This window comes from Phaeobacter sp. QD34_24 (assembly GCF_028890115.1).
Classification (GTDB): Bacteria; Pseudomonadota; Alphaproteobacteria; order Rhodobacterales; family Rhodobacteraceae; genus Phycobacter.
In genome coordinates, this window is sequence record NZ_JARCJD010000011.1 from 1 (window position 1) to 25,639 (window position 25,639).

At 62.5% G+C, this 25,639-nt stretch carries 20 protein-coding genes; 11 read left to right on the top strand and 9 right to left on the bottom strand.

Annotated elements, in window-relative coordinates:
- Positions 1 to 163 precede the first annotated feature (163 nt).
- Positions 164 to 2,404 (bottom strand): xanthine dehydrogenase family protein molybdopterin-binding subunit, encoded by a 2,241-nt coding sequence (locus tag PXK07_RS10305; protein ID WP_274848150.1) that lies wholly within the window; start codon positions 2,402 to 2,404, stop codon positions 164 to 166.
- Positions 2,405 to 2,407: 3 nt separating this feature from the next.
- Entirely contained in the window at positions 2,408 to 2,872 is a 465-nt protein-coding gene (locus PXK07_RS10310) for a (2Fe-2S)-binding protein (protein ID WP_274848151.1), read from the bottom strand.
- Between the two features lie 77 nt (positions 2,873 to 2,949).
- Between PXK07_RS10310 and PXK07_RS10315 the strand changes: the two genes are divergently transcribed.
- Positions 2,950 to 3,540, top strand: coding sequence for a TetR/AcrR family transcriptional regulator (locus PXK07_RS10315; protein WP_274848152.1), 591 nt, complete (start codon positions 2,950 to 2,952; stop codon positions 3,538 to 3,540).
- Positions 3,541 to 3,728: 188 nt separating this feature from the next.
- On the opposite strand, the gene kynA is transcribed toward PXK07_RS10315, so the two are convergent.
- The 3 genes from kynA to PXK07_RS10330 form a co-directional block, all read right to left on the bottom strand.
- Complete coding sequence (gene kynA, locus PXK07_RS10320; protein WP_274848296.1) at positions 3,729 to 4,562, bottom strand: tryptophan 2,3-dioxygenase; 834 nt, start codon at positions 4,560 to 4,562, stop codon at positions 3,729 to 3,731.
- Positions 4,563 to 4,724: 162 nt separating this feature from the next.
- Complete coding sequence (gene kynU, locus PXK07_RS10325) at positions 4,725 to 5,918, bottom strand: kynureninase (protein ID WP_274848153.1); 1,194 nt, start codon at positions 5,916 to 5,918, stop codon at positions 4,725 to 4,727.
- 176 nt (positions 5,919 to 6,094) lie between these two features.
- Positions 6,095 to 6,865: an SDR family NAD(P)-dependent oxidoreductase gene (locus PXK07_RS10330; protein WP_274848154.1), complete on the bottom strand. Its 771-nt coding sequence runs from the start codon at positions 6,863 to 6,865 to the stop codon at positions 6,095 to 6,097.
- Positions 6,866 to 7,037: 172 nt separating this feature from the next.
- Between PXK07_RS10330 and PXK07_RS10335 the strand changes: the two genes are divergently transcribed.
- The 5 genes from PXK07_RS10335 (at position 7,038) to PXK07_RS10355 (ending at position 13,283) form a co-directional block, all read left to right on the top strand.
- The gene (locus PXK07_RS10335) at positions 7,038 to 7,991 is read left to right on the top strand and encodes an MBL fold metallo-hydrolase (RefSeq protein WP_274848155.1); all 954 of its coding nucleotides are present in this window, start codon (positions 7,038 to 7,040) and stop codon (positions 7,989 to 7,991) included.
- A gap of 224 nt (positions 7,992 to 8,215) precedes the next feature.
- Positions 8,216 to 8,665: a methyltransferase family protein gene (locus PXK07_RS10340; protein ID WP_274848156.1), complete on the top strand. Its 450-nt coding sequence runs from the start codon at positions 8,216 to 8,218 to the stop codon at positions 8,663 to 8,665.
- Positions 8,666 to 8,804: 139 nt separating this feature from the next.
- Complete coding sequence (locus PXK07_RS10345) at positions 8,805 to 10,379, top strand: Re/Si-specific NAD(P)(+) transhydrogenase subunit alpha (RefSeq protein WP_274848157.1); 1,575 nt, start codon at positions 8,805 to 8,807, stop codon at positions 10,377 to 10,379.
- 13 nt (positions 10,380 to 10,392) lie between these two features.
- On the top strand, positions 10,393 to 11,826 hold the full coding sequence (locus PXK07_RS10350) for an NAD(P)(+) transhydrogenase (Re/Si-specific) subunit beta (protein WP_274848158.1): 1,434 nt from the start codon (positions 10,393 to 10,395) through the stop codon (positions 11,824 to 11,826).
- Between the two features lie 176 nt (positions 11,827 to 12,002).
- Positions 12,003 to 13,283 carry a DUF3422 family protein gene (locus PXK07_RS10355; protein WP_274848159.1) on the top strand — a complete coding sequence of 427 codons (1,281 nt, stop codon included), beginning with the start codon at positions 12,003 to 12,005 and terminating at the stop codon, positions 13,281 to 13,283.
- On the opposite strand, the gene PXK07_RS10360 is transcribed toward PXK07_RS10355, so the two are convergent.
- The 4 genes from PXK07_RS10360 to PXK07_RS10375 form a co-directional block, all read right to left on the bottom strand.
- Positions 13,219 to 14,292, bottom strand: coding sequence for a YeeE/YedE family protein (locus PXK07_RS10360; protein ID WP_274848160.1), 1,074 nt, complete (start codon positions 14,290 to 14,292; stop codon positions 13,219 to 13,221). The genes PXK07_RS10355 and PXK07_RS10360 overlap by 65 nt on opposite strands.
- Positions 14,293 to 14,522: 230 nt before the next feature.
- On the bottom strand, positions 14,523 to 15,515 hold the full coding sequence (locus PXK07_RS10365) for an ABC transporter permease (RefSeq protein WP_274848161.1): 993 nt from the start codon (positions 15,513 to 15,515) through the stop codon (positions 14,523 to 14,525).
- Positions 15,508 to 16,515, bottom strand: coding sequence for an ABC transporter permease (locus tag PXK07_RS10370; protein ID WP_274848162.1), 1,008 nt, complete (start codon positions 16,513 to 16,515; stop codon positions 15,508 to 15,510). The genes PXK07_RS10365 and PXK07_RS10370 overlap by 8 nt, the downstream gene beginning before the upstream one ends.
- Before the next feature lie 152 nt (positions 16,516 to 16,667).
- Positions 16,668 to 18,368 carry a peptide ABC transporter substrate-binding protein gene (locus PXK07_RS10375; RefSeq protein WP_274848163.1) on the bottom strand — a complete coding sequence of 567 codons (1,701 nt, stop codon included), beginning with the start codon at positions 18,366 to 18,368 and terminating at the stop codon, positions 16,668 to 16,670.
- A 363-nt stretch (positions 18,369 to 18,731) separates the two neighbouring features.
- Between PXK07_RS10375 and PXK07_RS10380 the strand changes: the two genes are divergently transcribed.
- The 5 genes from PXK07_RS10380 to PXK07_RS10400 all read left to right on the top strand — a co-directional run bounded on the left by PXK07_RS10380 (position 18,732) and on the right by PXK07_RS10400 (position 25,596).
- Positions 18,732 to 20,552 (top strand): ABC transporter ATP-binding protein, encoded by a 1,821-nt coding sequence (locus tag PXK07_RS10380; RefSeq protein ID WP_274848164.1) that lies wholly within the window; start codon positions 18,732 to 18,734, stop codon positions 20,550 to 20,552.
- Positions 20,553 to 20,556: 4 nt separating this feature from the next.
- On the top strand, positions 20,557 to 21,723 hold the full coding sequence (gene argE / locus PXK07_RS10385; RefSeq protein ID WP_274848165.1) for an acetylornithine deacetylase: 1,167 nt from the start codon (positions 20,557 to 20,559) through the stop codon (positions 21,721 to 21,723).
- A 302-nt stretch (positions 21,724 to 22,025) separates the two neighbouring features.
- Positions 22,026 to 23,198 (top strand): M20 aminoacylase family protein, encoded by a 1,173-nt coding sequence (locus PXK07_RS10390; RefSeq protein ID WP_274848166.1) that lies wholly within the window; start codon positions 22,026 to 22,028, stop codon positions 23,196 to 23,198.
- 10 nt (positions 23,199 to 23,208) lie between these two features.
- Positions 23,209 to 24,369 carry a M20 aminoacylase family protein gene (locus tag PXK07_RS10395; protein ID WP_274848167.1) on the top strand — a complete coding sequence of 387 codons (1,161 nt, stop codon included), beginning with the start codon at positions 23,209 to 23,211 and terminating at the stop codon, positions 24,367 to 24,369.
- 63 nt (positions 24,370 to 24,432) lie between these two features.
- A complete protein-coding gene (locus tag PXK07_RS10400; RefSeq protein WP_274848168.1) occupies positions 24,433 to 25,596 on the top strand; it encodes a M20 aminoacylase family protein in 1,164 nt (387 codons plus the stop codon).
- Positions 25,597 to 25,639: the final 43 nt, after the last annotated feature.

Consider the following 25,639-nt stretch of genomic DNA (forward strand, 5'->3'; position numbering starts at 1 on the left):
ATAAAATGCCTCCGCACCGAATGCAGAAATCATACCATCATTCAGATCAGCAAGGGAGTTTTCACACAGCCTCTCCGCATTGTCGACCAACAAGGCTAGCACACACAAAAAGCCCGCCGGGTCAGTGGCGGGCTCTCCTTGTTCATAGTCTCGCCACGCCGGTTCAAACCAGCAGGTCGAACTCATGCATCAGGGGCAGGCTGCGGGCGCGTTTGCCGGTGAGGTCGAACAGCGCATTGGCCAATGCCGGGGCTGCCGGGGGGGTGCCGGGCTCGCCCGCGCCGCCCATGTGGGTCTGGTTTTGCAAAACCGCGACCTCGACCGCTGGCATGGTGTGCATGCGCATCGCCTCGTAATCGGGGAAGTTCTGCTGCTCCACCGCGCCGCCCGCAAAGGTGATCTCGCCAAAACAGGCCGCTGACAGGCCGTAGGCGAGGCCGCTGAACAGCTGTGCCTCGACGTTGCGGGGATCCACGGCCAAGCCGATGTCGGCGGCGATCCAGGCCTTGTTGATGCGGATCTGACCGTCTTCGTCCACCACCTCGATCACCTCGGCCACGGGGGTGCCGAAACTATAGGCCAGTGCGACACCGCGCCCCACGCCCTCGGGCGTCTTCCCGGTCCAGCCGGACATGTCGCGCACTTTCTCCAGCACCTGTGCGGCAGGCGCCCATTCAGCGCGGGCCAGCTCCAGCCGGAACTCCAGCGGGTCGCGGCCTGCGGTATGGGCCATCTCGTCAAGGATGGTGTCCGAGAAGAACCCGTTGAAGGAGGCCGCGACCGAGCGCCAGAAGCCCACCGGCACCATCGGCTTCACCAGGTAGCCCTCGACGCGGAAGTTGGGGATTGCCAGCGGCTGGTTGAAGGCCGCATCCACATGACCCTTGTCCGGCCCCGACATCGGCAGGCCCAGCATGCGGCCCGCGCCCTCCACCGTGGTGGACTGGGCGGCGATCTTGCCGTGCACCATCACCGCCTTGCCGTCTTTCACTGCGGCTCGGTAGCGCGCAATGGCGCCGGGGCGGTAGAAGTCATGGGTCATGTCCTCTTCGCGGCTCCAGGTGAGCTGGACGGGCGTGCCGCGCATCTGCATGGCGACCTCTACCGCGCGATTGGCATAGTCGATCTCGATCCTGCGACCAAAGCCGCCGCCCAGATAGGTTGTGTGCACCTCGACCGCTTCTTTCGGCAGGCCCGCGATCTTGGCCGCAGATTTCTGCACCACCGTCGGCCCCTGGTTGGGCGCCCAGATCTGCAAGGCATCACCGGTGTAAAGCGCGGTGGCGTTCATCGGCTCCATAGTGGCATGGGCGAGGTAGGGCAGGCGGTATTCGGCCTCGATCACCTTGGCACCCTCGGGCAGGCTGTCCACATCGCCATCGTCGCGCAGGGTCGAATTGGGGCTTTCGTCAAAGGCCTTTGCGATCTCGGCAAAGATCGCATCGGTGGTTTCGGGATAGGGGGCGGGCTCCCATGTGACGTCGATTGCGTCCACCGCCTGTTGCGCGAGCCAGGTATTCGTCGCAACCACGGCAACGGCATCGCCCAGATCCAGCACCTTTTCCACGCCCGGCATGGTTTCGGCGGCGCTGGCATCAAAGGAGGTCTTGCCGGTGCCAAAATGCGGGCTTTGTCGGATGGCGGCGAATTTCATGCCCTCAAGGCGCACATCGACGCCAAAGCCAGCGGTGCCGGTGACCTTGGCTACCATATCAAGCCGCGGCATGTCCTTGCCGACGTATTTCCACTGGGAGGCCGGGCGCAGCTCGGCGTCCTGCGGTTCAACCCCGGCGGCCTCTTCCGCCAGATCGGTATAGGGGATCCGGCTGCCGTCCGGTGCGATCACATGGCCGTCCTCGGTGCTGAGCAAAGCGCGGGAGGAGCCAAGGCGCTGGGCGGCGGCCTCTTTCAGGGTTTCGCGCGCGGTGGCCCCGGCCATCCGCATCCGCTCGAACCCGTCCTTCATGGACGACGACCCACCGGTCACCTGCAGGTCGAGGAATTTCGACATATGCCCGACGACCTGACCCAGGGAATGCTGGAAGTTGCTGGCGTTATAGCCACGACCGGGCAGGGCCTCGGCCATCATGGCGCTGTTGTAATAGGCCTTGGCGGCGGGGCCATGGATCACCTTGACCGTCTCCGGGCGCACATCCAGTTCTTCGGCGATCAGCGCGACCCAGGAGGTTTCCACACCCTGACCCATCTCGGCGCGCGGGGCCACCAGGGTCACGCCGGATTGGTCCACCATGACGAAGGGGTTGAGCGCGGCCTGACCTTCCTTGGGCGACAGCGGGTTCGGCGCGGGCTGTTGGTACTTGTAGGTGCCAAAGGCCACCCCGCCCAGGATGGCGGCAGAGCCGATCAGGAAGCTGCGGCGGGCGATTTTCTTGATGCTGGCCATGGTTCAAGCCTCCTGCATCATCTTGGCGGCGGCATGGATGGCAGCACGCATGCGCGGGTAGGTGCCGCAGCGGCAGAGGTTGCCCTGCATGGCCTCGTCGATCTCGCTGTCGCTGGGGGAGGGGTTGTCCTTCAGGAGACTGGCGGCCTGCATGATCTGGCCGGACTGGCAATAGCCGCATTGCGCTACCTGGTGGTCGACCCAGGCCTGCTGGATCGCCGCCATGGCATCGGGAGTGCCGACGCCTTCGATGGTGGTGATTTCGCCCCAGACATCGCCAAGCGCAACCTGGCAAGAGCGTGCCGCCTCGCCATCGATATGCACGGTGCAGGCGCCACAGGCGGCAACGCCGCAGCCGAACTTGGTGCCGGTGAGGCCGATCTCGTCTCGCAGAACCCACAGGAGGGGCACATCCTGCGGCAGGTCGAGCTCATGGTCGGTTCCGTTGATTCTCAGCGTGGTTGGCATGGGGCTGACCTCCGTATCTGGCTTCTGACAAAGTGGCCGCAAAGTGTCAGGGTGTCAATTGACAAATTTCCGCAATAATGTCACTAGCCATTGGCATGAACCAATTGTCGCCTGATCCCAAAGCTGAGACCATTCTGCACTCTGCCTGGCAGGCCTTTTCCGCCTATGGGTTTCGCAAGACCTCGATGGATGACATAGCGCGCGGCGCGGGAATGTCCCGCCCGGCGGTCTATCTGCACTTTCGCAACAAGGAAGCGATTTTCACCGCCCTGGTAGAGGCCTATTACACCCAGGCGCTGCACGACGTGCAGGCGGCGCTGGACCAGCGCGGCACCCTGGCAGAGCGCCTGTCGCGTGCCTTTGAGGCCCACGGTGGCCCGACGATGGAGGCGATGATGTCTTCGGCCCATGGGTTGGAGCTGTTCGAGGCCAGCATGAGCGTGGCGCCGGAGGCGATCCAGGCTGGTGAGGCGGCTCTGGCGGGCCTCTATGCGGGTTGGCTGGCGCAAAGAGAGTTGCCCGCGACCGTGGGGCCGGCCGAGGAGGTCGCGCAGGTCTTTTGTTCCGCACTCAAGGGTATCAAGCATACCTCGGCGGATTATGCGGGCTATCGCCAGCGGGTATTGCAATTGGCCGCATTGATGGCGCGGGCGTTGCAGGGGACGTGATTGTCTTTCAGGGATGGGCCAGGTTGGCGGGGAGGCTCCCGCGCCTGAAGCATGCTCTGCCTGTGGCAGAGCCTGCTTGCAGCCTTGGGCCCGGCGCCGCGCCAAAGGCGCGGCGCCGGGCCCAACGGGGCGAGGGGGTCGCAAGACCCCAGAGGCCGGGCGGGAGGGCCTGCGTTGTGGCGCTCTCTCTACAGTTCGGTGCGCAGATGCCAAAGCTCAGGAAACAGCTCCACATCGAGCATCCGTTTGAGATAGCTGACGCCGCCGGTGCCGCCGGTGCCGCGCTTAAAGCCGATCACTCGTTCCACGGTGGTGACGTGGTTGAAGCGCCAGCGACGGAAGTAATCCTCGAAATCCACCAGCTTTTCAGCCAGTTCATAAAGTTCCCAATGGGTTTCCGGCGCTTGGTAGACCTTGGTCCAGGCATCCATCACCGCATCGCGGGGCTGATAGGGCTCAGACACATCGCGGCTGATCACCTCATCCGGCAGCGGCACCACGTTGGCCAGCAGGCGCAGGGCCACATCATAGAGCGAAGGCTGCGTCAGTTCCGCCTCCAACTGTGCGGTGATGGCCGGATCATGGGCGTGGGGGCGCATCATGGCCTTGTTCCGGTTGCCCAGGATGAATTCGATCAGCCGGTACTGATGTGACTGAAAGCCCGAGCTTTGCCCCAGCGAGTCCCGGAAGTGCGTGTAATCGGACGGGGTCATTGTGCGCAGCACGTCCCAGGCGGAGTTGAGCTGCTCGAAGATCCGCGCCACGCGGGCCAGCATCTTGAAGGCCGGGCGGGAGTTGCCCGCCAGCAGGCAATCGCGCGCCGCGTTCAGCTCGTGCACCGCCAGGCGCATCCACAATTCGCTGGTCTGGTGCTGGATGATGAAGAGCATCTCGTCATGGGCATCGCTCAGCGGCTTTTGCGCGGTCAGGAGGCTGTCGAGCTTCAGGTAGTCGCCATAGGACATACGCCCGTCAAAGGACATTTCGGCGCCGTCCTCGGCTGGGTCAAACGGGGTGGAGATGGGGCATTTGGTCATCGGATCTTTCCTGTTCCTAGGGGTATCATATATCAGGGAAGGGAAAGCGTCCTCCGGTTTAGACAGCCGCATTGTGCCAGGCGGCGCCACAGCGCCACCCAGCCCGCGGGGCTGCACAGGGGAATATGACGGGCGTGATGGCTCATCTCAGGTGACAGCGGCGCGCTGCTTGTATTCGGGGCGGTCCCAAAGGGCATTGTCCATCACGTCTTTCAGGATGGCGACCGCGCCGCGCACGTCGTCTTCGTCGATGAACAGCGGCGTGAAGCCAAAGCGCATGATGTCGGGGGCGCGGAAATCGCCGATCACGCCGCGCGCGATCAGCGCCTGCATCGCGGCATAGCCTTCGTGGAAGCGGAAGGAGACCTGGCTGCCGCGCTGGCTGCCATCGCGGGGCGAGGCCAGTTCCAGCGCAGGGCAGGCGGCTTCGACCTCCGAAATGAACAGATCACACAGGGCAATCGACTTGGCGCGCAGGGCTTGCATGTCGACCCCGTCCCAGATGTCCATCGAGGCTTCGAGCGACGTGAGCTGGATCACAGGCGGGGTGCCGACGCGCATCCGCTCGATCCCGCGCCCGGGACGATAATCCAGATCAAAGGCAAAGGGGGCCTCGTGCCCTAGCCAGCCGGACAGGGCGGGGCGGGCCACTTCGGCGTGGCGCGGGGCGACATAGATGAAGGCTGGGCCGCCGGGACCACTGTTGAGATACTTGTAGGTGCAGCCCACGGCGAAATCCGCCTTGCAGCCTGCCAGATCCACCGGCAGGGCGCCGGCCGAATGGGCCAGATCCCAGACCGTGAGTGCGCCCATGTCATGGGCCTTGGCGGTGAGCGCCTTCATGTCGTGCTTGCGCCCGGTGCGGTAATCCACCTCGGTCAGCATCAGCACCGCGATCTCCTCGGTGATATTGTCTTCCACCGCCTTGGGGTCCACGACACGCAGCTCATAGTCTTCGCCAAGGGATTTCAGCAGCCCTTGCACGATGTAAAGGTCCGAGGGGAAGTTGCCATTGTCCGACAGAACCACCTTGCGGCCCTTGTTCATCTCCAGCGCCGAGGCGACCGCCTGATAGACCTTGATCGACAGGGTGTCGCCCATGATCACATGGTCCGCTTCAGCGCCGATCAGCCGCGCGATGCGGTTTCCGACAGCGGTGGATTTCTGCATCCAGCCGGCCTTGTTCCAGCCGGTGATCAGCATCTTGCCCCATTCCTCGGTCATCATGGCAGACACGCGGGCCGTGGCGGATTTGGGCAGCGGGCCCAAGGAGTTGCCATCGAGATAGATCACCCCTTCGGGCAGGTCGAACAGGGCCTTGGTGGCGGCAAAATCGGTCATCGGAGCCTCATGAGCGGGAGCAGGATGGATGTCGCGGATCGTCTGGTTTCGTAGATTTCGCATTTTGTATCCAATATTCAAAATCCTGTCCAGACTTGTTTCGGGGCGCGCGCGGCATGGAAACGAAAACGCCGCCAGATCCTGGCGGCGTTCGCTGGAAACCAAAGTGGGACGGTTCAGATCTGTCCGCCGGCAATCTGGATGGTCTGGCCATTGATCGATTGGGATCCGGGGCCCACCAGCCACAGGGTGGCAGCAGAGACCTCATCGGGTTCGATCAGGCGCTGGTGGCGGTTGGCATGGGTCATCATCTTCAACGCCTCGTCCTCGCTGACGCCGGCGCGCTCCGAGATCGAGGTGATGTTGCGCTCCACGATCGGCGTGTCCACATAGCCGGGGCAGATCGCGTTGAAGGTGAAGGGCGTGCCCATGTAATCCTCGCTCAGCGCGCGGGTCAGGCCGATCATCCCGTGTTTGCTGGCCGAATAGCAGGCGCCGCCCTTGAGACCGCGCAGCCCCGCGATAGAGGAGACGGTGATCACCCGGCCCCAATCGGTGGTGCGCATGGATTTCAGGCTTTCGCGGATTGTCAGGAAGGCGCCGTCCAGATTGGTGGCCATCATGTTGCGCCAGAAGTCGAGCGTGGTCTTGTGCAGCGACTTGCCTTCGGCAATGCCGGCATTGGCGACGCAGATCTGGATCGGGCCGCGGGCATCGACAGCGGCCTGGATCTTTGTCACGATGTCATCCTCATCGCGCACATCCATGGCCATCGGGTGCAGCCCCTTGGTGGCGACCTCTTCCAGAACCTCCTGGCGGCGCCCGGTGATGGTCACTTCGGCGCCCTGCTCGGCCAGGGCGCGGGCAATGGCCAGGCCAATGCCGGTGCCGCCGCCGGTGACCAGCGCGTGTTTGCCTTTCAGCGTTTCAGAACTTTGTGATGTCATGTCTCGTTTCCTCCCTGATTTGCCGCCAGCCTACCGACCGGCCGGGGCAGGGCAAGAAAGCCGTTCCGTCACATCGGGCGTCAGATGGTGTTTGACGCAGCTTTTTCCGGCTGCCCATTTACAATCATATTCAAAGGTGTGAATTATTGCGCAGCTTTTCCGGGAGGACACCATGAAGCCATTGTTCACCAGCCTGCTGGCCGCCACCTTTGCTGCGGGCGCCGCATTTGCCAGCGAAGATATCGCCGACCAATACCCGCAGTCCGAGCTATATTCCAAGCCGGTCGAAGTGATCCCGCATGTGTTTTCGGCGATCGGGGCCACCGCGCCGCCGACCTATGAAAACTCGGGCCACAACAACAACCTGTCCTTTGTGGTCACGGACGAGGGTGTCGTGGTGGTCAATGGCGGGGCTTCGGCGCGGCTGGCGGCTGCCTTGCATGATGAGATCAAGGCCATCACCGATCAGCCGGTGGTGCTGGTGATCAACGAGAACGGCCAGGGCCATGCCATGCTCGGAAATTCCTACTGGGTGGATCAGGGGGTTGATATCCTTGCCCATGTGGACGCGATCGAGGCCTTCACGGAAGAGGCCGATTTCATCCTGCAGGGTATGCAGCGCTATAACCGGGACAAGGCGGAAGGCACCCGGATCGTGACGCCGAATCTCACATTCGAGGACAGCTACAGCCGCACCCTCGGCGGGGTCGAGTTCGAGGTGATGCACATGGGACCGGCCCATGATCCGGGCGACACCCAGGTCTGGCTGCCGCAGTGGAACCTGCTGATCGCCGGCGATATCGCCTTTCATGAACGCATGCTGCCGATCTTCGAAGGCATCTGCACCTCCTGCTGGCTGGAGACCTGGGAGGAAAAGATGGAGCCCTTGAACCCGACCTATGTGATCCCGGGCCATGGCCATCCCACCAATCTCGCCCAGGTGCGGCGTTACACCTATGACTACCTCAGCGACCTGCGCGAAAAGATCGGCGCCCATATCGAGGAGGGCGGTGACTTGGCGGGCGCCTATTACGTGGATCAGGAGCGTTGGAAGGGGCTGGACACCTTCGAAGAGCTGGCGACCAAGAATGCGGGCCGTGTCTTTGAGGAAATGGAGTGGGAATAGGGCCCGCAGGGATGGCATGCCAAAGTATACGTAGAAGAATCCGTAGATTCGTGCAGGATCGTGCCGCATCCCGGAACGGATTCGCCGTTTCGGGGCCATTCGGGACATTCTGTCCTTTTCTTCAGGCGTGCCTGCATGGGGGGCTGGACCCCGTGGCCGGATAAGGGGACTTTGCGCTGGATGACCTTGTACTCAATTCTGGAACTCGCGAGGGTACGCGCCTGATGCGTTGGATTGATCTGCCCCCCGTCTGGCTTGTTGCCTGTCTTGTCCTGGCCTGGCTCCAGGCGAGCCATCTGTCCTATGGGCTGACCTTTGGCGGGCCCTGGGCGGATTTCCTGGGCGGGCTGCTGGTTGGCGGCGGCATCCTCTTGATGCTGCTGGCGGTGGTCGAAATGCGGCGCCAGCGCACCACGATCATTCCGCATCAGACGCCAAGCCGCCTGGTGCAATCGGGGATCTTCAGCCGCAGCCGCAATCCGATCTACCTGGGCGATGTTCTGGTCCTGGCCGGGCTGATCCTCCGGTTTGACGCAGTGTTGTCCTTGCCGCTGATCCCGATCTTCGTCTGGATCCTGGAACGACGATTCATCGAACCGGAGGAAAACCGGATGCGCCGGACCTTCCGACAGGACTGGGCACGCTACGAAGGAAAGGTGCGCCGCTGGGTGTGACAATCATGCGGCGGCGCGGCAAAGTGATGCGGCGACGCGGCGAAACGCTTGCGCAAAAATGTTGCGCAATATAATCAAAATATTTGCGATCCGTACCCGGTGCTTTGCTGGCACGGGCAAGACGAGGGGGACCGACAAGGTGAAGATAGGTACACCAAAAGAAGTAATGAAGGGCGAAGCGCGCGTCGCGATGACGCCGGATTCGGCCAGGCAGCTGCAAAAGCTGGGCTATGACTGCGCGATCGAGACTGGCGCGGGTCAATTGGCCGGTTTCAGCGATGCCGCCTATGAAGAGGCAGGAGTCGAGATCATCAAGACCGCTGCCGCCCTGTGGAAGGCCTGCGACATCGTCGCTAAGGTCCGCATTCCGACCGAGGCAGAGCTGAAGCGGATGACAGCGGGCAAGACGCTGATCTCCTTCTTCAATCCCGGTGCCAACGAAGAGGGGCTGGAACTGGCTCGCTCCAAGGGTGCCAATGTCATCGCCATGGAAATGGTGCCGCGCATCAGCCGCGCCCAGAAGATGGACGCGCTGTCCTCGATGGCGAACATTGCGGGCTACCGTGCCGTGATCGAGGCGGGCAACAACTTTGGCCGCTTCTTCACCGGTCAGATCACCGCTGCGGGCAAGGTGCCCCCGGCCAAGGTTCTGGTCGTGGGTGCAGGTGTTGCCGGTCTGGCCGCCATTGGTGCCTCCACCAGCCTTGGCGCCGTGACCTACGCCTTTGACGTGCGCCCCGAAGTGGCCGAGCAGGTCGAATCCATGGGCGCCGAGTTCGTCTACCTCGACTTCGAGGAAGAACAGCAGGACGGTGCGGCGACCGGCGGTTACGCTTCTGTTTCCTCGCCTGAATTCCGCGAAGCCCAGCTGGCGAAGTTCCGTGAACTGGCGCCGGAAGTGGACATCGTCATCACCACCGCGCTGATCCCGAACCGCGAAGCGCCCAAGCTGTGGCTTGAGGACATGGTTGCGGCGATGAAGCCGGGCTCGGTGATCGTCGACCTTGCGGCCGAAAAGGGCGGCAACGTCGAAGGCACCGTGATGGACGAGAAGGTCGTGACCGACAACGGGGTCACCATCATCGGCTACACCGACTTCCCCAGCCGGATGGCGGCGCAGTCCTCGACCCTTTATGCCACCAACATCCGTCACATGATGACCGACCTGACCCCGGAAAAGGACGGTCAGATCGTGCACAACATGGAAGACGACGTGATCCGCGGTGCAACGGTCACCTTCGAGAAGGAAATCACCTTCCCGCCGCCGCCGCCAAAGATCCAGGCCATTGCCGCGCAGAAGAAACCCGATGCGCCGAAAGAGCTGACCCCGGAAGAGAAGCGCGCGCAGGAAATCGCCGCCTTCAAGGCGCAGACCAAGAGCCAGGTCACCCTGCTGGTGATCGGTGCCGCGCTTCTGCTGGGCGTCGGCCTGGTCGCACCGGCCAGCTTCATGCAGCATTTCATCGTCTTCGTGCTGGCGGTCTTTGTTGGCTTCCAGGTCATCTGGGGCGTGGCGCACAGCCTGCACACCCCGCTGATGGCGGTGACCAATGCGATCTCCTCGATCATCATCCTGGGCGCGCTGATGCAGATCGGCTCTGGCTCCTTCCTGGTGATCGTCTTGGCGGCGCTGTCGGTCTTCATGGCCGGGATCAATATTTTCGGCGGCTTCCTCGTGACACGGCGCATGCTCGCCATGTTCCAGAAATCCTAAGGAGTACAGGTAGATGGAATACGGATTCACCACGGCGGCCTATGTGGTCGCGGCTGTGCTCTTCATCCTCTCGCTGGGTGGCCTTTCGGGGCAGGAAAGCGCAAAACGCGCGGTCTGGTACGGCATTGTCGGCATGGCCATCGCGGTCTTTGCAACCCTGATCGGACCGGGTTCGGGCTTCTGGATCTTGTCGCTGGTGCTGATCGCGGCCGGTGGCCTGATCGGCTATCAGCTGGCCAGCAAGGTCGAAATGACCCAGATGCCGGAGCTTGTGGCCGGCATGCACGCGCTGGTCGGTCTGGCGGCGGTCTTCGTGGGCTACAACGCCCATTTCGAACTGGGCAATGTCATGGCCATGGACGAGGCCGCGAAAAAGTCGCTTGAAGGCTTTGCCGCGCTTCTGGCCAAGAAAGACGCGGTCGAGATCAATATCCTGCGCGTCGAAGCCTCGCTGGGTATCTGGATCGGTGCCGTGACCTTCACCGGCTCGGTCATCGCCTATGGCAAGCTATCGGGTCGTGTGACCTCGGCTGCCACCAAACTGCCGGGCGGTCATCTGCTCAATGCAGGGGCGGCCGGCCTCTCGGTGCTCTGCCTGATCTGGTATCTCAGCTCCGGCGCCCTGCTGCCGCTGTTGATCCTGACCATTGCTGCGCTGTTCATCGGCTATCACCTGATCATGGGTATCGGCGGCGCCGACATGCCGGTGGTTGTCTCGATGCTGAACAGCTACTCAGGCTGGGCGGCTGCGGCGATCGGCTTCTCCCTTGGCAACGACCTTCTGATCGTTGTGGGTGCGCTTGTGGGCTCCTCGGGTGCGATCCTGTCGTACATCATGTGTAAGGCGATGAACCGCTCCTTCGTCTCGGTGATCCTGGGCGGCTTTGGTGGCGCCACGGGTCCTGCGATGGAGGTCGAGGGCGAACAGGTTGCGATCGATGCGGATGGCGTTGCCACCGCGCTGGACGAGGCCGACAGCATCATCATCATCCCTGGCTACGGCATGGCGGTTGCACAGGCACAGGCCAATGTGGCCGAACTGACCCGCCGTCTGCGCGCCAAGGGCAAGAACGTGCGTTTCGCGATCCACCCGGTTGCGGGTCGTCTGCCGGGCCACATGAACGTGCTGCTGGCCGAAGCCAAGGTGCCTTACGATATCGTTCTGGAAATGGACGAGATCAACGAGGACTTCCCGGACACAGATGTGGCCATCGTCATTGGCTCCAACGACATCGTGAACCCGGCGGCGCAGGAAGACCCCAACAGCCCCATCGCCGGCATGCCGGTTCTGGAATGCTGGAAGGCCAAGCAGGTCTTCGTCTCCAAGCGCGGTCAGGGCACCGGCTACTCGGGCATCGAGAACCCGCTGTTCTACAAAGAGAACACCCGCATGTTCTACGGCGACGCCAAGAAGTCGCTGGACGATCTGCTGACCAAGATCAGCTGATCTGCTTCAGACGCAAACCATGGCAAAGGCGCTCCCTCGGGGGCGCCTTTTTCAATCAGGGGTCTGTCTCAGCTGTATTGTATGCCGTTGTATTCACGTAAGTGTCTGAATTAATGGAGTTCTTTACAGGGTCTGTGGCCTCGTCTATGGTCGGATCACCCCAATGGAGCCCCGCAATGCCGCAGATCCAGGATCACCCGTTGCGCTATCAGCTTGCCAATGAGCTGCATGCCCGCCCGTTCCCGACCATGACATGCCCCAGCACCGTGGTGTATCTGGCGGTGAAACAGCCCGAAGAAGCGGTGCACCGGGACCGCAGCCTGGATATCGCCCATCTGGTCGATCTTCTGGATCGCCACGGCGCGGCCCATCCCAAACCCGGCGCCACCCATCACGCGGCCAAGCTGGGCCGCCATGTGCTGAAATGGGAGCAACACACCGAATTCGTGAGCTACACGCTTTACAGCGACGGGGTCAGCGAACGGCCCTTCGATCCGGTGGATTTCGAGGTCTTCCCCGCAGACTGGCTGGAGCAGGCACCGGGGCAGCGGATCACCTCGCTGATGGTGCGGGTGTTGCCCCGCCCTGAGACGGGCGAGATCCAGTCCCTGTTGCAGGACTGGCTGGTGCCGGAGAGCATGGCCATGTCACGGGTGCTGGACGACAATGCGGTAGTGGCCGGGGATTTCCGGATCGATCCGGCGGGGCACATGCGGTTTGCCGCCTTCGTGAGCCCGGGCACCGGCAGCCGCCGCATTGGCCGCATCGTGCAGCGTCTCTGCGAGATTGAAACCTACCGCGCCATGTCGATGCTCGGGTTTTCCCGCGCCCGCAGCCTGTCGCCCAGCATCGGGGATCTGGACACCCACCTGAGCGAAATCATGGTGGAGATGACCGGCAGCAGCGCAGCCGCAGAGCAGACCCTGTCGCATCTTCTGACCGTCTCGGCCGAGCTGGAGGCGATGGCGGCCCGCGCGGCCTTTCGATTTGGTGCAACTGGCGCCTATGAGGCGCTTGTGAACCAGCGGATCAAACTGCTGCGCGAGGAGCGGCTTGAAGGCTATCAGACCTTCTCGGAATTCATGCTGCGCCGCTATGAGCCTGCGATGCGCACGGTGAAATCGACGGAGAAACGGCTGGCGACCCTCGCCGATCGGGCGCGCAGGGCAGGGGAGCTGCTCAGAACCCGTGTGGATGTGGAACGCAGCGCCCAGAACCAGGAGCTGCTGGCCAGCATGGATCGCCGCGCCGATACGGCGCTGCGTCTGCAGCATACGGTGGAGGGGCTGTCGGTGGTGGCGATCAGCTACTACGCCGTCTCGCTTGCCGCTTATGCGCTTTATCCCCTTGCCGGGCCGCTGGGCCTCAGCAAGGGGATGATGACGGCGCTGATCACTCTGCCGGTTGTGGCGCTGGTGTGGCTTGCCGTGCGGCGGATCCGGAAGAAGCTGCATTAAGGGCAGCATGCATGGCAATGCCGCCTGCGATGATCGAGGCAAAGGCCAGAATGGCAGCGACACCCAGGGTCGGAATGCCGGCAAGGCCCGCGCCCACGGTGCAGCCTCCGGCCAGCACCCCGCCGACACCCATCAGAACCGCACCCAGCAGGTAGCGTCCGGTCTGGGCGGGGCTTTCAAAGCTCTGCCACTGGAAGCGACCGGTGACCAGGGCCGCAATCAAGGCGCCCGCCAGCACACCGCCCACAAGGCCAGTGCCAAAGCTGCCCGACACCGCGCTGGAAGCCACCAGGTAGAACAGCGAATCGGCAGAGGGTGCGGTGAAGGACAGGCTCTCCATCGCGATGGGATCGAAGTCGTCATAGAGCACGAAACCGGTGCCAACCCAGGCCAGCGGCACCAGCAGACCGATGACAGCGGCGCCGATCAGCGCAGGCAGGCGGTTGCCAGAGCGCAAGGCAATCACCAGCGCTGCAAGGCTGATCAACACGGCCCAGACCATCCCGCCGCCACTCAAGGAAGCCAGCGAGACCGCATCGCCCAGGGGCAGGGTCACCGAACCGAGGCTGGTGCGCAGCGGTGCCAGAACGCCTTTGAGCGTGGCATGGGCGGTGATCGCAAAGACGCCGATCACCAGGAGTGCGCGCAGGTTGCCGGTGCCGCTCAGCACCATCAGGCGGGAGACGCAGCCGCGGGTCAGGATCATGCCTGCCCCGAACATCAGGCCCCCGGCGACAACCGCAAGAATGGGCAGGTCAGCCGCCAGCAGGCGGTGCTCTTCAAAGCTGATCCAGCCTTGCGAGACCGCGCCTTGAGTGCCAAGCACGGCAACCGCCAGCGCCAGGGCCCAGACACCCGCCGCCTGACGGCGATCGCTGCCGGTGATGGTACGGCGCAGGCAGAAGCTGGTGAGCTGAGCCAGCACACCAAAGACAAGGCCCAGGGCAAGGGCCAGGAGAACAGAAGCCTCTCGGGCGGTGGTCTCTTCAAAACCAAGTGTTTCGAACATGATGGTCTCCATCGGAAAATCGGAACATTTTCCCGAAATGAAGAGAAAAACCCGCTCCGGCAAGGGGAAGCGCCGCAGGGCGCGCGGTGTTGGCTGGAACAAAGTTCCGTGATGGGGTCGTGATCGGGAAGTCCGTTTTGCCGTGGGGTGCGCCTGAAAACAAACTGGCCGCCCAATGTGGGGCGGCCAGTGGCTATGTTCTTATTTGAATATGTGCGGGTGTTACCCGATCAGCGGCCCCGGATACGGGGATCCAATGCATCGCGGAGACCATCGCCCAGATAGTTCACGCTCAGCACGGTCAGCGAGATCAGGATACCGGGCCAGAGCACACGCTCGGGGAAGAGCGTCATCCGGTCCACCGCGTCATTGAGCAGCCGTCCCCAGGTCGGGAAATCCGGCGGGAAGCCGAAGCCCAGGAAGGACAGCGCCGATTCCGTGATGATCGCGGTTGCAATCCCCAGCGTGGCCGAGACCATGATGGGCGACAGCACGTTGGGCAGGATGTGTCGCGAGATGATGCTGCGCGGCTTGGTGCCGATGGAGCGGGCCGCCAGCACGAACTCGCGTTCCTTGATCGCCAGCACATCGCCGCGCACGATCCGCGCCGTGGGCATCCAGGAGGTGATCCCAATGAGGCAGACGATCAGCACGAAGACACCGCCTTCGGGGCCGATGCTCTTGGACAGGGATTCGCGGAACAGCACCGCAGCCACCAGGATCATCGGCAACAGCGGCAGCGCCAGGAACAGGTCGGTGAGGCGCATCAAGAGCCCGTCGAGCTTCTTGAAATAGCCCGCGATCACGCCCACGAAGGAGCCCAGCAAGAGCGCCAGGATCATCGCGGCCATGCCAACCGCCAGCGACACACGACCACCGAACATTAGGCGGGCCAGGGTGTCACGGCCCAGGTTGTCGGTGCCCAGGGGGTAGGCCCAGTCCATCTTGGCGGACGGGTCCCACAGCATGTGGTAGATCGGCCGCATGTCGCGCAGCTTGATGAAGTCGCGGCCCGTCGGTACGAATTGCGCGTCATTCCAGTACACATAGGGCCCAACGATCACGCCAAGGCAGATCAACAGGAACAGGCAGCCGCCGAACAGGGCGCCGCGGTGGGACTTGAACTGGTCCCAGATGTCGCGCCATTGGCTGCGGGCGGGCTTTCCGGCTTCCTGCTGAACGCTGGAGTGCTGCAGGGTCTTGTCTTTGGCAGCATCAGTCATAGCGGATCCTCGGGTCAAGAATGCCGTAAAGCACGTCGGCGATCAGGTTGAACAGCACGATCAACACGGCAAAGATGAAGGTCAGGGTCTGTACCATCGGCAGGTCGTTGGCCTGGATGGCGCCGATCAGCAACTGGCCGATGCCGTTCACCTTGAACACCTGTTCGGTGATGATGGCGCCGCCAAAGATCGACGGGATCCCCAGCGCGATCACGGTGACCACCGGGATCATCGAGTTGCGCAGCACGTGGACCATGACAACCACATATTCGCTCAGACCCTTGGCGCGGGCGGTGCGCACGTAGTCCTGGTTGAGGTTGTCCAGCATCGAGGCGCGCATGAAGCGGCTCAGCTGCGCGGTGATCTGCAGCGCCAGCACCATTACCGGCATGATCATCTGCTGCAGCTGTTTGACAAAGCTGTCCCAGCTGTCGACCACCAGGGTGGTGTCATAGATCGAGGGGAACCAGCCCAGCTGTACCGAGAAGATCACGATGACCAGCACGCCCGAGAAGAACGGCGGCACCGAGAAGCCGACCATGGACACGAAGGTCCCCATCTGGTCGAACCAGCTGTACTGGCGATAGGCCGAGTAGATGCCGATCGGCAGGGCGATCAGGATTGCAACCACATAGGCGGTGCCTACGACCCACAGGGTCTGCGGCATACGCTGGATCACGATGTCCATCACCGGTGAACGGGTCTGCCAGGAGATCACGCGCAGATCGCCTGCGGAGAAGGTTGTGCCGAAGTAGTGGTCGATCAGAACCTGCGGTTCGATCCAGAAGAACTGCACCAGCCATTTCCAGAACCGGATATGGGCCGGTTGGCCAAGGCCCAGGGCCTCGCGCATCTTTTCTTTCACTTCGGGGGGGACGGTCAGCGGGACCTGTGCCATCGGATCGCCAGGGGCGAGTTCCAGCAGCATGAAGATCACCAGGCTGATAAATAGCAACGTCGGGACTGATAGGATCAGTCGCCTGATTGTAAAGGTCAGCATCAGGGAGGCGCCTTTGGATGTTCGTTTGTGTCAGGATGGAGCGACGGTTGTCCGCCTATGCTCCAAATTCGTCCGGCGCCCTAAAGCGGAACGGGACGGAAATGGCAAGAGGCCCCGGTGCTGAACCGGGGCCTCGAGGGGCCTAGAGCCGCTTACTTGATGCGGTGCCAGTCGGCTGCATCCCACAGTTCGCTGTCCCAGACGTTCAGGACGTGACCACCAAGGGACAGGGCCTGACCGGACAGACGGCCGCGGTGAACCAGCGGGATCATGCCGCCTTTTTCCACGATCATCGCGTTCAGCTGTTGACCGATTTCGGCGCGCTTGGCAGCGTCGGCGGTCTTGGTCAGCTCAGCGTGCAGCGCGTCGAACTCTTCATCGCAGAAGCGGGAGATGTTCTCACCCTGCCACTGGGACGCCGGGCTCGGTGCCTTGTCGCACAGACCGTTGCCGAAGTAGGACTGCGGGTCGGTGCCGTTGAAGGTGTTGGCGTACATTTCAACGTCGGCATAGAACTTCTGGAAGGTATCCGGGGAGCCCGGGTCACCACCGAAGAAGACCGATGCGTTGATGTTGCGCAGTTCGGTTTCGATACCGATCTCGCTCCACCACTGTTTAATCAGGGCCTGGAAGTCCTGACGCACGGCGTTGGTCGAGGTTTGGTACAGGATCTTCATCGGCTTGCCGTCCGGGGTCTCGCGAACGCCGTCACCGTTGGTGTCCTTGTAGCCTGCATCATCCAGCATCTTGTTGGCGCCGGCGATGTCCTGCACGTCACAGCCTGCGATGTCGGCGGCGTAAACGGCAGGTGCGGGAACCCAGTTACAGGTCACTTTACCAGCCTTGCCGTAGCCGATTTCGACCAGCAGCGGGCGGTCGATGGCCATGGACATGGCTTTGTAGACAGCCGGATCGCTCAGGAAGGGGTGCGGGCGCACAACCGAACGCTCGTCCGGGCCAAGCGCCGGATCGGGGTTGGTGTTGTTCAGCATCAGGCGCTCGACCAGCGGGCCGAAGCCTGCGATCGCCTTGCCTTTGCCGCCTGCTTCCATCTGCGCGATGACGTCGGGCGCCAGCTGCAGGTTCCAGGCGTAGTCGAATTCACCGGTTTCCATCACGGCACGGCCGGCTGCGGTTGCGTCACCGCCACCTTTGAACAGGACCTTGCCGAAGGCGGGCTTGGCCGGGTCACGGTAGTTCGGGTTGGCCGAGAAGGTGATCACGTCGTTCGGCTTGAACTCGTCGACCACGAAGGGGCCGGTGCCGATCGGGTTGAAGTTGGCCTCGGTGCACTCGGGCGCCTTGGCACCCAGGCAGTCGGCGAATTGCGCGGCCTGGATGATCGGGCTTTCACCGCCCACGAAGGGGCCATAGGGGAAGGGGGTCGGGCCGCCGAAGGTGACCTTGACGGTCAGATCGTCCGGGGTTTCAACGGAAGTTACGCCTTCGAATTTGGTCACCTGCGCACAACCACCTTCGGGGTGGGTGCAATAGTCATAGGTGAACTTCACGTCCTTGGAGGTGAAGGGGCTTCCATCGGACCAGGTTAGACCGGATTTGATCTTCCAGGTGATGGAGGTCAGGTCTTCGCTGACGCCGCCATTGGCAACGGTCGGGATCTCTTCCGCCAGGAAGGGCACCATCTGACCATTGGGGTCGTAGCGCGCCAGGGGTTCGATGACCAGCGAGGAGGCCTCGACGTCCTTGGTGCCGCCGGACAGGAACGGGTTCAGAATCGACGGGGCCTGCCAGTAGATGATGCTCACCTGGCCGTCGGCGCCGCGCTCAGCAAAAGCTGCCGGAGCAAGCGCTGCCGATGCAATGGCCCCCATCAAAAGGGTTTTGATCTTCATTTCACACTCTCCTTGTCGAACACAGAATCAGTGCTCTTCGTGTTTATTGCGGCCGGGCATTGTCTACCCAGCCTGTTGCCGCAGGGTTGCGGATGGTTTGTCGCACCACCAAGAGGGAGATAAGTGCTTGATAATTATAGCACCATATCGGGCTGCAAGTGACCTTGCGTCGCCCCAATCCCCCTGGCGGACACTGAGGGTATCGAAACAGAGTTTGCGGAAATTGCAAGCCTTTGGATCCAAAATTTCCCCTATCCCCCTTGCATAGGTTTGACGAAGGTTCTTCGATCAGCTTACATCACGGCCTTGAAACCCTGCCATTGACGCAGTGGATAAGAATAAAGCCATAAGGGGACGACTGGGGTGCTGGACCAACCGATTGCACAAATAAGAGGCTTGCGGGTCGAATTTCAGACCAAGGATGGACCCGTCGTGGGGGTGGAGAACGTCTCGTTCGACGTCAACCCGGGCGAAACCGTCTGTATCGTGGGCGAATCCGGCTCCGGAAAATCGGTGTCGTCCCTGTCCCTGATGCGGCTGGTGGAATTTGGTGGCGGCGAAATTGCCGGTGGCGAGCTTCTGTTCAATGGGCGCGGTGGCGAAAGCACCGATCTGGCCCAGGCCGAACAGGAGATGATGAAGCAGATTCGCGGCAATGAGATCGGCATGATCTTCCAGGAGCCGATGACCGCTTTGAATCCGGTGTTCACCGTGGGTCGCCAGTTGACCGAAGGTCTGCGTATCCACAAGAACATGACCAAGAAGCAGGCCGAGGACCGCGCGCTGGAGCTGCTGCGCCAGGTCCGCATCCCGGAACCGGAGCGACGCCTGAAGCAATATCCGCACGAACTCTCGGGTGGGATGCGCCAGCGGGTGGTGATCGCCATGGCCATGGCCTGCGAGCCGCGCCTCTTGATCGCGGACGAACCCACCACCGCGCTGGATGTGACCATCCAGGCCGAGATCCTTGCGCTGATGGATCGCCTCAAGCGCGAGACCGGCACGGCGGTGATGTTCATCACCCACGACATGGCCGTGGTGGCGCAGATGGCCGACCGGGTCGTGGTCATGTTCCGCGGCAACAAGGTCGAAGAGGGCACCGTCACCGAGATCTTCGAGAACCCGCAGCACGATTACACCAAGGCCCTGCTGGCCGCCGTGCCCAAGCTGGGCGAGATGGTCGGCAAGGACTACCCCGAGCCGATGAAGCTGATGGGCGTCGAGGATCAGAAGATCGAGCCGATCAAGGGCACTGACGAGGTGCTGCTCGAGGTGAAGCACCTGACCACCCGTTTCCCGGTCAAGGGCGGTCTTTTGCGTCGCACCGTTGCCAATGTGCACGCGGTCGAAGATGTCTCCTTCAAGGTCTTCAAGGGCCAGACCCTGTCCCTGGTGGGCGAATCCGGCTGCGGCAAGTCCAGCGCCGGCCGTTCGATCCTGCGCCTGGTGGAGCCGATGTCGGGAGAGGTGAACTTCGAGGGCCGCGATATTCTGAAGCTGAACCAGTCTCAGCTGCACGAGGCGCGGCTCGATATGCAGATGATCTTCCAGGATCCATTTGCTTCGCTGAACCCGCAGATGCAGCTGATGGATCAGGTGGCCGAACCGATGCGCAACTACGGGTTGGCCTCGGGGTCGGAATTGCAGGATCGGGTGGCCTCGCTGTTTGACCGGGTGCACCTGCCGCGCAGCTTCATGCGCCGCTTCCCGCATGAAATGTCCGGCGGTCAGCGTCAGCGGATCGCCATTGCCCGCGCCCTGGCCCTGAACCCCAAGCTGATCGTCGCGGACGAGGCCGTGTCGGCGCTGGATGTGTCGGTGCAGGCGCAGGTGCTGAACCTGATGATGGAGCTGCAGTCCGAACTGGGACTCTCCTTCCTGTTCATCAGCCATGACATGGCGGTGGTGGAGCGCGTCAGCCACCAGGTCGGCGTGATGTACCTGGGCCGCATCGTCGAGATCGGCCCGCGCGACCGCGTTTTTGCCAATCCGCTCCATGCCTATACTCAGGCCTTGATGAAGGCGGTTCCGATTGCCGACCCGCGCCAGCGCAAGAGCGAGAAGGATCTGAACTTCAAACCGATTCCCTCTCCGATTCACCCGGTCGGCTACAAGCCGGAGCCGTCGGAATACCTTGAGCTGGAGCCGGGTCACTTTGTTCTGACCACCGACAGCGGGTATTGATCCCGTGGCTGAAGTGCTATCGCCGCTCCAGCTGATGGAGAAACTGGTGTCTTTCCCGACGGTCAGCCGGGACACCAACCTGCCGCTGGTGGAATGGGTGGAGGCGTATCTCTCTTCCCATGGCATCACCCCGCACCGCTGGACCGATCCGGATCAGCTGCACAAGGCGGCGGTCTTTGCCCATGTTGGGCCGATGGTCGAAGGCGCCGTGGTCCTGTCGGGCCATACCGATGTGGTGCCCGTGGATGGCCAGCCCTGGGACAGCGATCCCTTCACCGTGGTGGAACGGAACGGCAAATACTACGGGCGTGGCTGCTGCGACATGAAGGGCTTTGATGCCCTCGCCATCTGGGCGCTGGTCGAGGCGCACCGGCGTGGTGTCAAGCGCCCGCTGCAACTGGCGCTCTCCTTTGATGAGGAGATCGGCTGCACCGGCGCGCCGCCGATGATCGAGGCCATGCAGCCCGTGCTGCCCAAGGGTAGCTCCGTGATCGTGGGGGAGCCTTCGATGATGAAGGCGGTGACCGGCCACAAGGGCGGTATCGGCTATGACACCCATCTGGTGGGCTTCGAGGTGCACAGCTCCCTGATGCACACCGGGGTCAGCGCCATCATGCAGGGCGCGCGGCTGATCGACTGGGCCAATCACCGCAATGCCGAGAATATGGTAGCGGAGCCGGGCGAGATCCCGGCGATGTTCACGCCCCCCTATACCACCTGCCACGTCGGCATGATCGAAGGCGGCACCGCCCATAATATCACCGCCAAGGACTGCCGCTTCGTGATGGATTTCCGGGTGGTGCCTGGAGAGCAGGCCTCTGACTGGGAGGCGGCTTACCTGGCCGAGGTGGCTCGGGTCGAGGCAGAGATGCAGGCGATCCATCCCGACACCCGCATCGAGATCAACAAGAAGTTCAACGTGCCGGGCCTTGTCCCTGAACAGGATGGCGCGGCGGAAACGCTGGTGCGCGCGATCACGGGTGACAACGGCACCCATGTGGTCAGCTACGGCACCGAGGCGGGACAGTTTCAGGAGGCGGGATATTCGGCGGTGATCTGCGGTCCCGGCGATATCGCCCAGGCGCATCAGCCCAATGAATTCATCACCGTGGCGCAGTTCAATGCCGGTCATGACTTCATGCGTCAGCTGGTGGATCGCCTGGCGGCCTGATCACTGTGTTTGCCTGTGGCGGGACAGCCTGACACAGGCTGCTCCGGCAGGGGCCGAGGTCAATATCTGTGCACATGGAAATATTTTTCTGAGACTTCCTGAGCGCGGATATTGAAACTCGATTGGATTGGTGCTCCGTAAGCACTTGAAACAAATAGCCTGTTCGGGTTGCGCGCGACCCTGTTCACGGAAATGCGATCCGGGAGATGTCTTGGCTGCTCGCAGATACTTGCTAAGGCAAGTGAATTGTCTGAGAGTGCCCGTGAACAAATGACGCAGCACTGCAAACCATGAGGTGAAGGATGCCAGTCAAGAATCGTTTTGCCGAGATGCAGACGGAAATCACCAAGTGGCGCCGCCACCTGCATGAGAATCCCGAACTGCTTTATGAGGTGCACAAGACCGCGGCCTTTGTGGTGGATCGGTTGAAGGAGATCGGCCTCGAGGACAGTGCCATCACCACCGGCATCGGCCGCACCGGCGTGGTTGCGGTGATCGAGGGCAAGACCAATACCTCGGGGCGGGTGATTGGCCTGCGCGCCGATATGGATGCCTTGCCCATTCATGAGGCGTCCGGTGTAGACTATGCCTCCAAGACGCCCGGTGTCATGCATGCCTGCGGCCATGACGGCCATACCGCCATCCTGCTGGGCGCTGCGAAATACCTCTCCGAGACGCGCAATTTCGACGGCACCGTGGTGCTGATCTTCCAACCTGCCGAAGAGGGTGGTGCCGGTGGCAAGGCCATGTGCGACGATGGATTGATGGAGCGCTGGGGCATCCAGGAGGTCTATGGGCTGCACAACATGCCGGGCCTGCCGGTCGGTCAGTTCGCCACCCGCCCCGGTGGGCTTCTGGCCTCTGCCGATGAGTTCGAAATCACGGTCACCGGCAAGGGCGGTCATGCCGCAGCACCCCATGATGCGATCGACACCACGCTGGTGGCCTCGCAGATCGTGGTCTCGCTGCATGCGATCGTGTCGCGCAACGTCAATCCGATCAAACGGGTGGTGCTGACCGTGGGTACCTTTGAAACCGACAGTGCGGCCTCGAATGTCATTGCCCATACGGTGCGGCTGAAGGGCACCGTGCGCACGCTGGATACCGAGTATCGCGAACAGGCCGAAACCTGGGTGCGCCGGGTCGTGGAAAACACCGCCGCCGCCTTTGGGGCCACGGCAGAGGTCGACTGGTCTCCGGGCTATCCGGTGACGATCAACACGCCCGATGAAACCCAATATGCGGTCGAGGCCGCGCGGGCGGTGTCGCCGGATGTGAATGACGACACCGATCCCATCATGCCCTCGGAAGATTTCGCCTATATGCTGGAAGAACGCCCCGGCGCCTATATCTTCCTTGGCAATGGCGACACGGCCATGTGCCACCATCCGGCCTATGTGTTCGATGACGAGGCGATCCCCTTGGGATGCAGCTGGTTTGCCGAACTGGTCGAACGACGAATGCCCGCCGCCTGAGGAGACAAGAATGCCCGTCAAGAACCGCGCCGCAGAGTTCCAGGAAGAGGTCGCTGGCTGGCGCCGCGATATCCACGAACACCCCGAGATCCTCTATGATACGCACCGGACCTCGGCCCTGGTGGCGGAAAAGCTGCAAAGCTTTGGCTGCGACGAGGTGGTGACGGGCATCGGGCGCACCGGCGTTGTTGCCGTGATACGGGGACGCACCGATACCAAGGGCCGCGCCATTGGCCTGCGGGCCGATATGGACGCGCTGCCGATGCAGGAACAGACCGGCCTGCCGCATGCCTCCAAGATCCCGCAAGCCATGCATGCCTGCGGCCATGACGGGCACACGGCGATGCTCTTGGGGGCCGCGAAATACCTGGCCGAGACCCGTAACTTCGATGGCACCGCCGTGGTGATCTTCCAGCCCGCCGAAGAGGGCGGCAATGGCGGCGAGGCCATGTGCAAGGACGGCATGATGGATCGCTTCGGCATCGATGAGGTCTACGCGATCCACAACAGCCCCGGCATCGAGGCGGGCAAGTTCGCGATCCGCCCCGGGCCGATCCTGGCGTCGGTGGACGAGTTTTCCCTCCTGCTGCAGGGCAAGGGCGGCCATGCGGCCCACCCGGAGGATGTGGTCGATACCACGGTGATGATGTGCCATATGATCGCCGCCCTGCAGAGCATCGTGTCGCGCAACATGGATCCGATCGAGAAGGCGGTGATGACGCTGACCAGTGCGGAGACCTCCTCCAAGGCCTTCAACGTGATCCCCGACAAGGCAGAGGTGCGCGGCACCATCCGCACCCATTCCGAAGAGGTGCGCGCAATGATCCCGCAGCGCATCAAGGAGATCGCCGAAGGCGTGGCCGAAACATTCGGCGGCTTGGTCGAGGTCAAGATGCGCATCGGCGTGCCCGTCACCATCAACGATGACGCCGCCACCGAATACGCGCGCGAGGCTGCAGAGGCTGTCACCACCTGCGGGGATGTGCCGATCCTGATGGGCGGAGAGGATTTCTCCTTCATGCTGATGGAGCGCCCCGGCGCCATGATCCGCCTCGGCAATGGCGACAGCGCGGGTCTCCACCATCCCGAATACGATTTCAACGACGAGATCATCCCGGCCGGTATCAGCTGGTTCGCGGAACTCGTTGAACGAAGAATGCCTGTGGCCTGAACAGGCCCCGGGTCCCACCGGCGCAGGCAGCGCCGGACCGATATAACAAAAGGAGTGAATGAAATGCCGGTCAAGAACCGTTTTGCCGAGCTTCAGGAGGAAATCACCGCCTGGCGCCGTGATATCCACGAAAACCCCGAGATCCTGTTCGAAACCCACCGCACCTCGGCGCTGGTGGCGGAAAAGCTGAAGGAATTCGGCTGCGACGAGATCGTCACCGGCATTGGCCGCACCGGCGTTGTCGGCGTGATCAAGGGCAAGGCTGACACCTCGGGCAAGGTCATCGGGTTGCGCGCCGACATGGACGCGCTGCCGATCCACGAACAGACCGGGCTGGACTATGCCTCCAAGACCGCCAACGCCATGCATGCCTGCGGCCATGACGGCCACACCGCGATGCTGCTGGGTGCTGCCAAATACCTGTCGGAGACGCGCAACTTCGATGGCACCGTCGTGGTGATCTTCCAGCCCGCCGAAGAAGGCGGCGGCGGCGGCAAGGAGATGTGCGACGATGGCATGATGGACCGCTGGAACATCCAGGAGGTCTACGGCATGCACAACTGGCCGGGTAAACCGATCGGCAGCTTTGCGATCCGCCCCGGTGCCTTCTTTGCGGCGACCGATACCTTTGACATCACCTTTGAAGGGCGCGGCGGCCATGCGGCGAAACCGCATGAGACCATCGACACCACCGTGATGACCGCCCAGGCGGTACTGGCGCTGCAGACCATCGCCTCGCGCAATGCCGATCCCGTGGATCGTATCGTGGTCTCGGTGACCTCCTTCGAGACCTCCTCGAAGGCGTTCAACGTGATCCCGCAGCGGGTGCAGATCAAGGGCACTGTGCGCACCATGTCCAAGGAAATGCGCGATCTGGCCGAAAAGCGGATCAAGGAGATCTGCGCCGGTGTGGCGGCGACCTATGGCGGCACCGCGGATGTCACCTACAACCGCGGCTACCCGGTAATGGTGAACCACGAGGAGCAGACCGAATTCGCGGCCAAGGTTGCCAGCGACATTTCCGGCAATTGCGAAGAGGCGCCGCTGGTCATGGGCGGTGAGGATTTCGCCTATATGCTGGAAGAGCGCCCTGGCGCCTATATCCTGGTCGGCAATGGCGACAGCGCCGATGTGCACCACCCGGAATACAACTTCAACGACGAGGCCATCCCCGCGGGCTGCAGCTGGTGGGCCGGTATCGTCGAACAGCGCATGCCTGCCGCGTAAGGCGATCTTGATGTGAAACGAAAAGGCCCGGTTCTCCGCCGGG

Bases quoted from the DNA above. Each gene is read 5' to 3' on its own strand.
- PXK07_RS10310 (WP_274848151.1), bottom strand. From the start codon at position 2,872: ATGCCAACCACGCTGAGAATCAACGGAACCGACCATGAGCTCGACCTG.
- PXK07_RS10350 (WP_274848158.1), top strand. From the start codon at position 10,393: ATGGAATACGGATTCACCACGGCGGCCTATGTGGTCGCGGCTGTGCTC.
- PXK07_RS10375 (WP_274848163.1), bottom strand. From the start codon at position 18,368: ATGAAGATCAAAACCCTTTTGATGGGGGCCATTGCATCGGCAGCGCTT.
- PXK07_RS10355 (WP_274848159.1), top strand. From the start codon at position 12,003: ATGCCGCAGATCCAGGATCACCCGTTGCGCTATCAGCTTGCCAATGAG.
- PXK07_RS10315 (WP_274848152.1), top strand. From the start codon at position 2,950: ATGTCACTAGCCATTGGCATGAACCAATTGTCGCCTGATCCCAAAGCT.
- PXK07_RS10370 (WP_274848162.1), bottom strand. From the start codon at position 16,515: ATGCTGACCTTTACAATCAGGCGACTGATCCTATCAGTCCCGACGTTG.
- PXK07_RS10305 (WP_274848150.1), bottom strand. From the start codon at position 2,404: ATGGCCAGCATCAAGAAAATCGCCCGCCGCAGCTTCCTGATCGGCTCT.
- PXK07_RS10390 (WP_274848166.1), top strand. From the start codon at position 22,026: ATGCCAGTCAAGAATCGTTTTGCCGAGATGCAGACGGAAATCACCAAG.
- kynU (WP_274848153.1), bottom strand. From the start codon at position 5,918: ATGACCGATTTTGCCGCCACCAAGGCCCTGTTCGACCTGCCCGAAGGG.
- PXK07_RS10400 (WP_274848168.1), top strand. From the start codon at position 24,433: ATGCCGGTCAAGAACCGTTTTGCCGAGCTTCAGGAGGAAATCACCGCC.
- PXK07_RS10365 (WP_274848161.1), bottom strand. From the start codon at position 15,515: ATGACTGATGCTGCCAAAGACAAGACCCTGCAGCACTCCAGCGTTCAG.
- PXK07_RS10340 (WP_274848156.1), top strand. From the start codon at position 8,216: ATGCGTTGGATTGATCTGCCCCCCGTCTGGCTTGTTGCCTGTCTTGTC.
- PXK07_RS10330 (WP_274848154.1), bottom strand. From the start codon at position 6,865: ATGACATCACAAAGTTCTGAAACGCTGAAAGGCAAACACGCGCTGGTC.
- PXK07_RS10360 (WP_274848160.1), bottom strand. From the start codon at position 14,292: ATGTTCGAAACACTTGGTTTTGAAGAGACCACCGCCCGAGAGGCTTCT.
- PXK07_RS10395 (WP_274848167.1), top strand. From the start codon at position 23,209: ATGCCCGTCAAGAACCGCGCCGCAGAGTTCCAGGAAGAGGTCGCTGGC.
- PXK07_RS10335 (WP_274848155.1), top strand. From the start codon at position 7,038: ATGAAGCCATTGTTCACCAGCCTGCTGGCCGCCACCTTTGCTGCGGGC.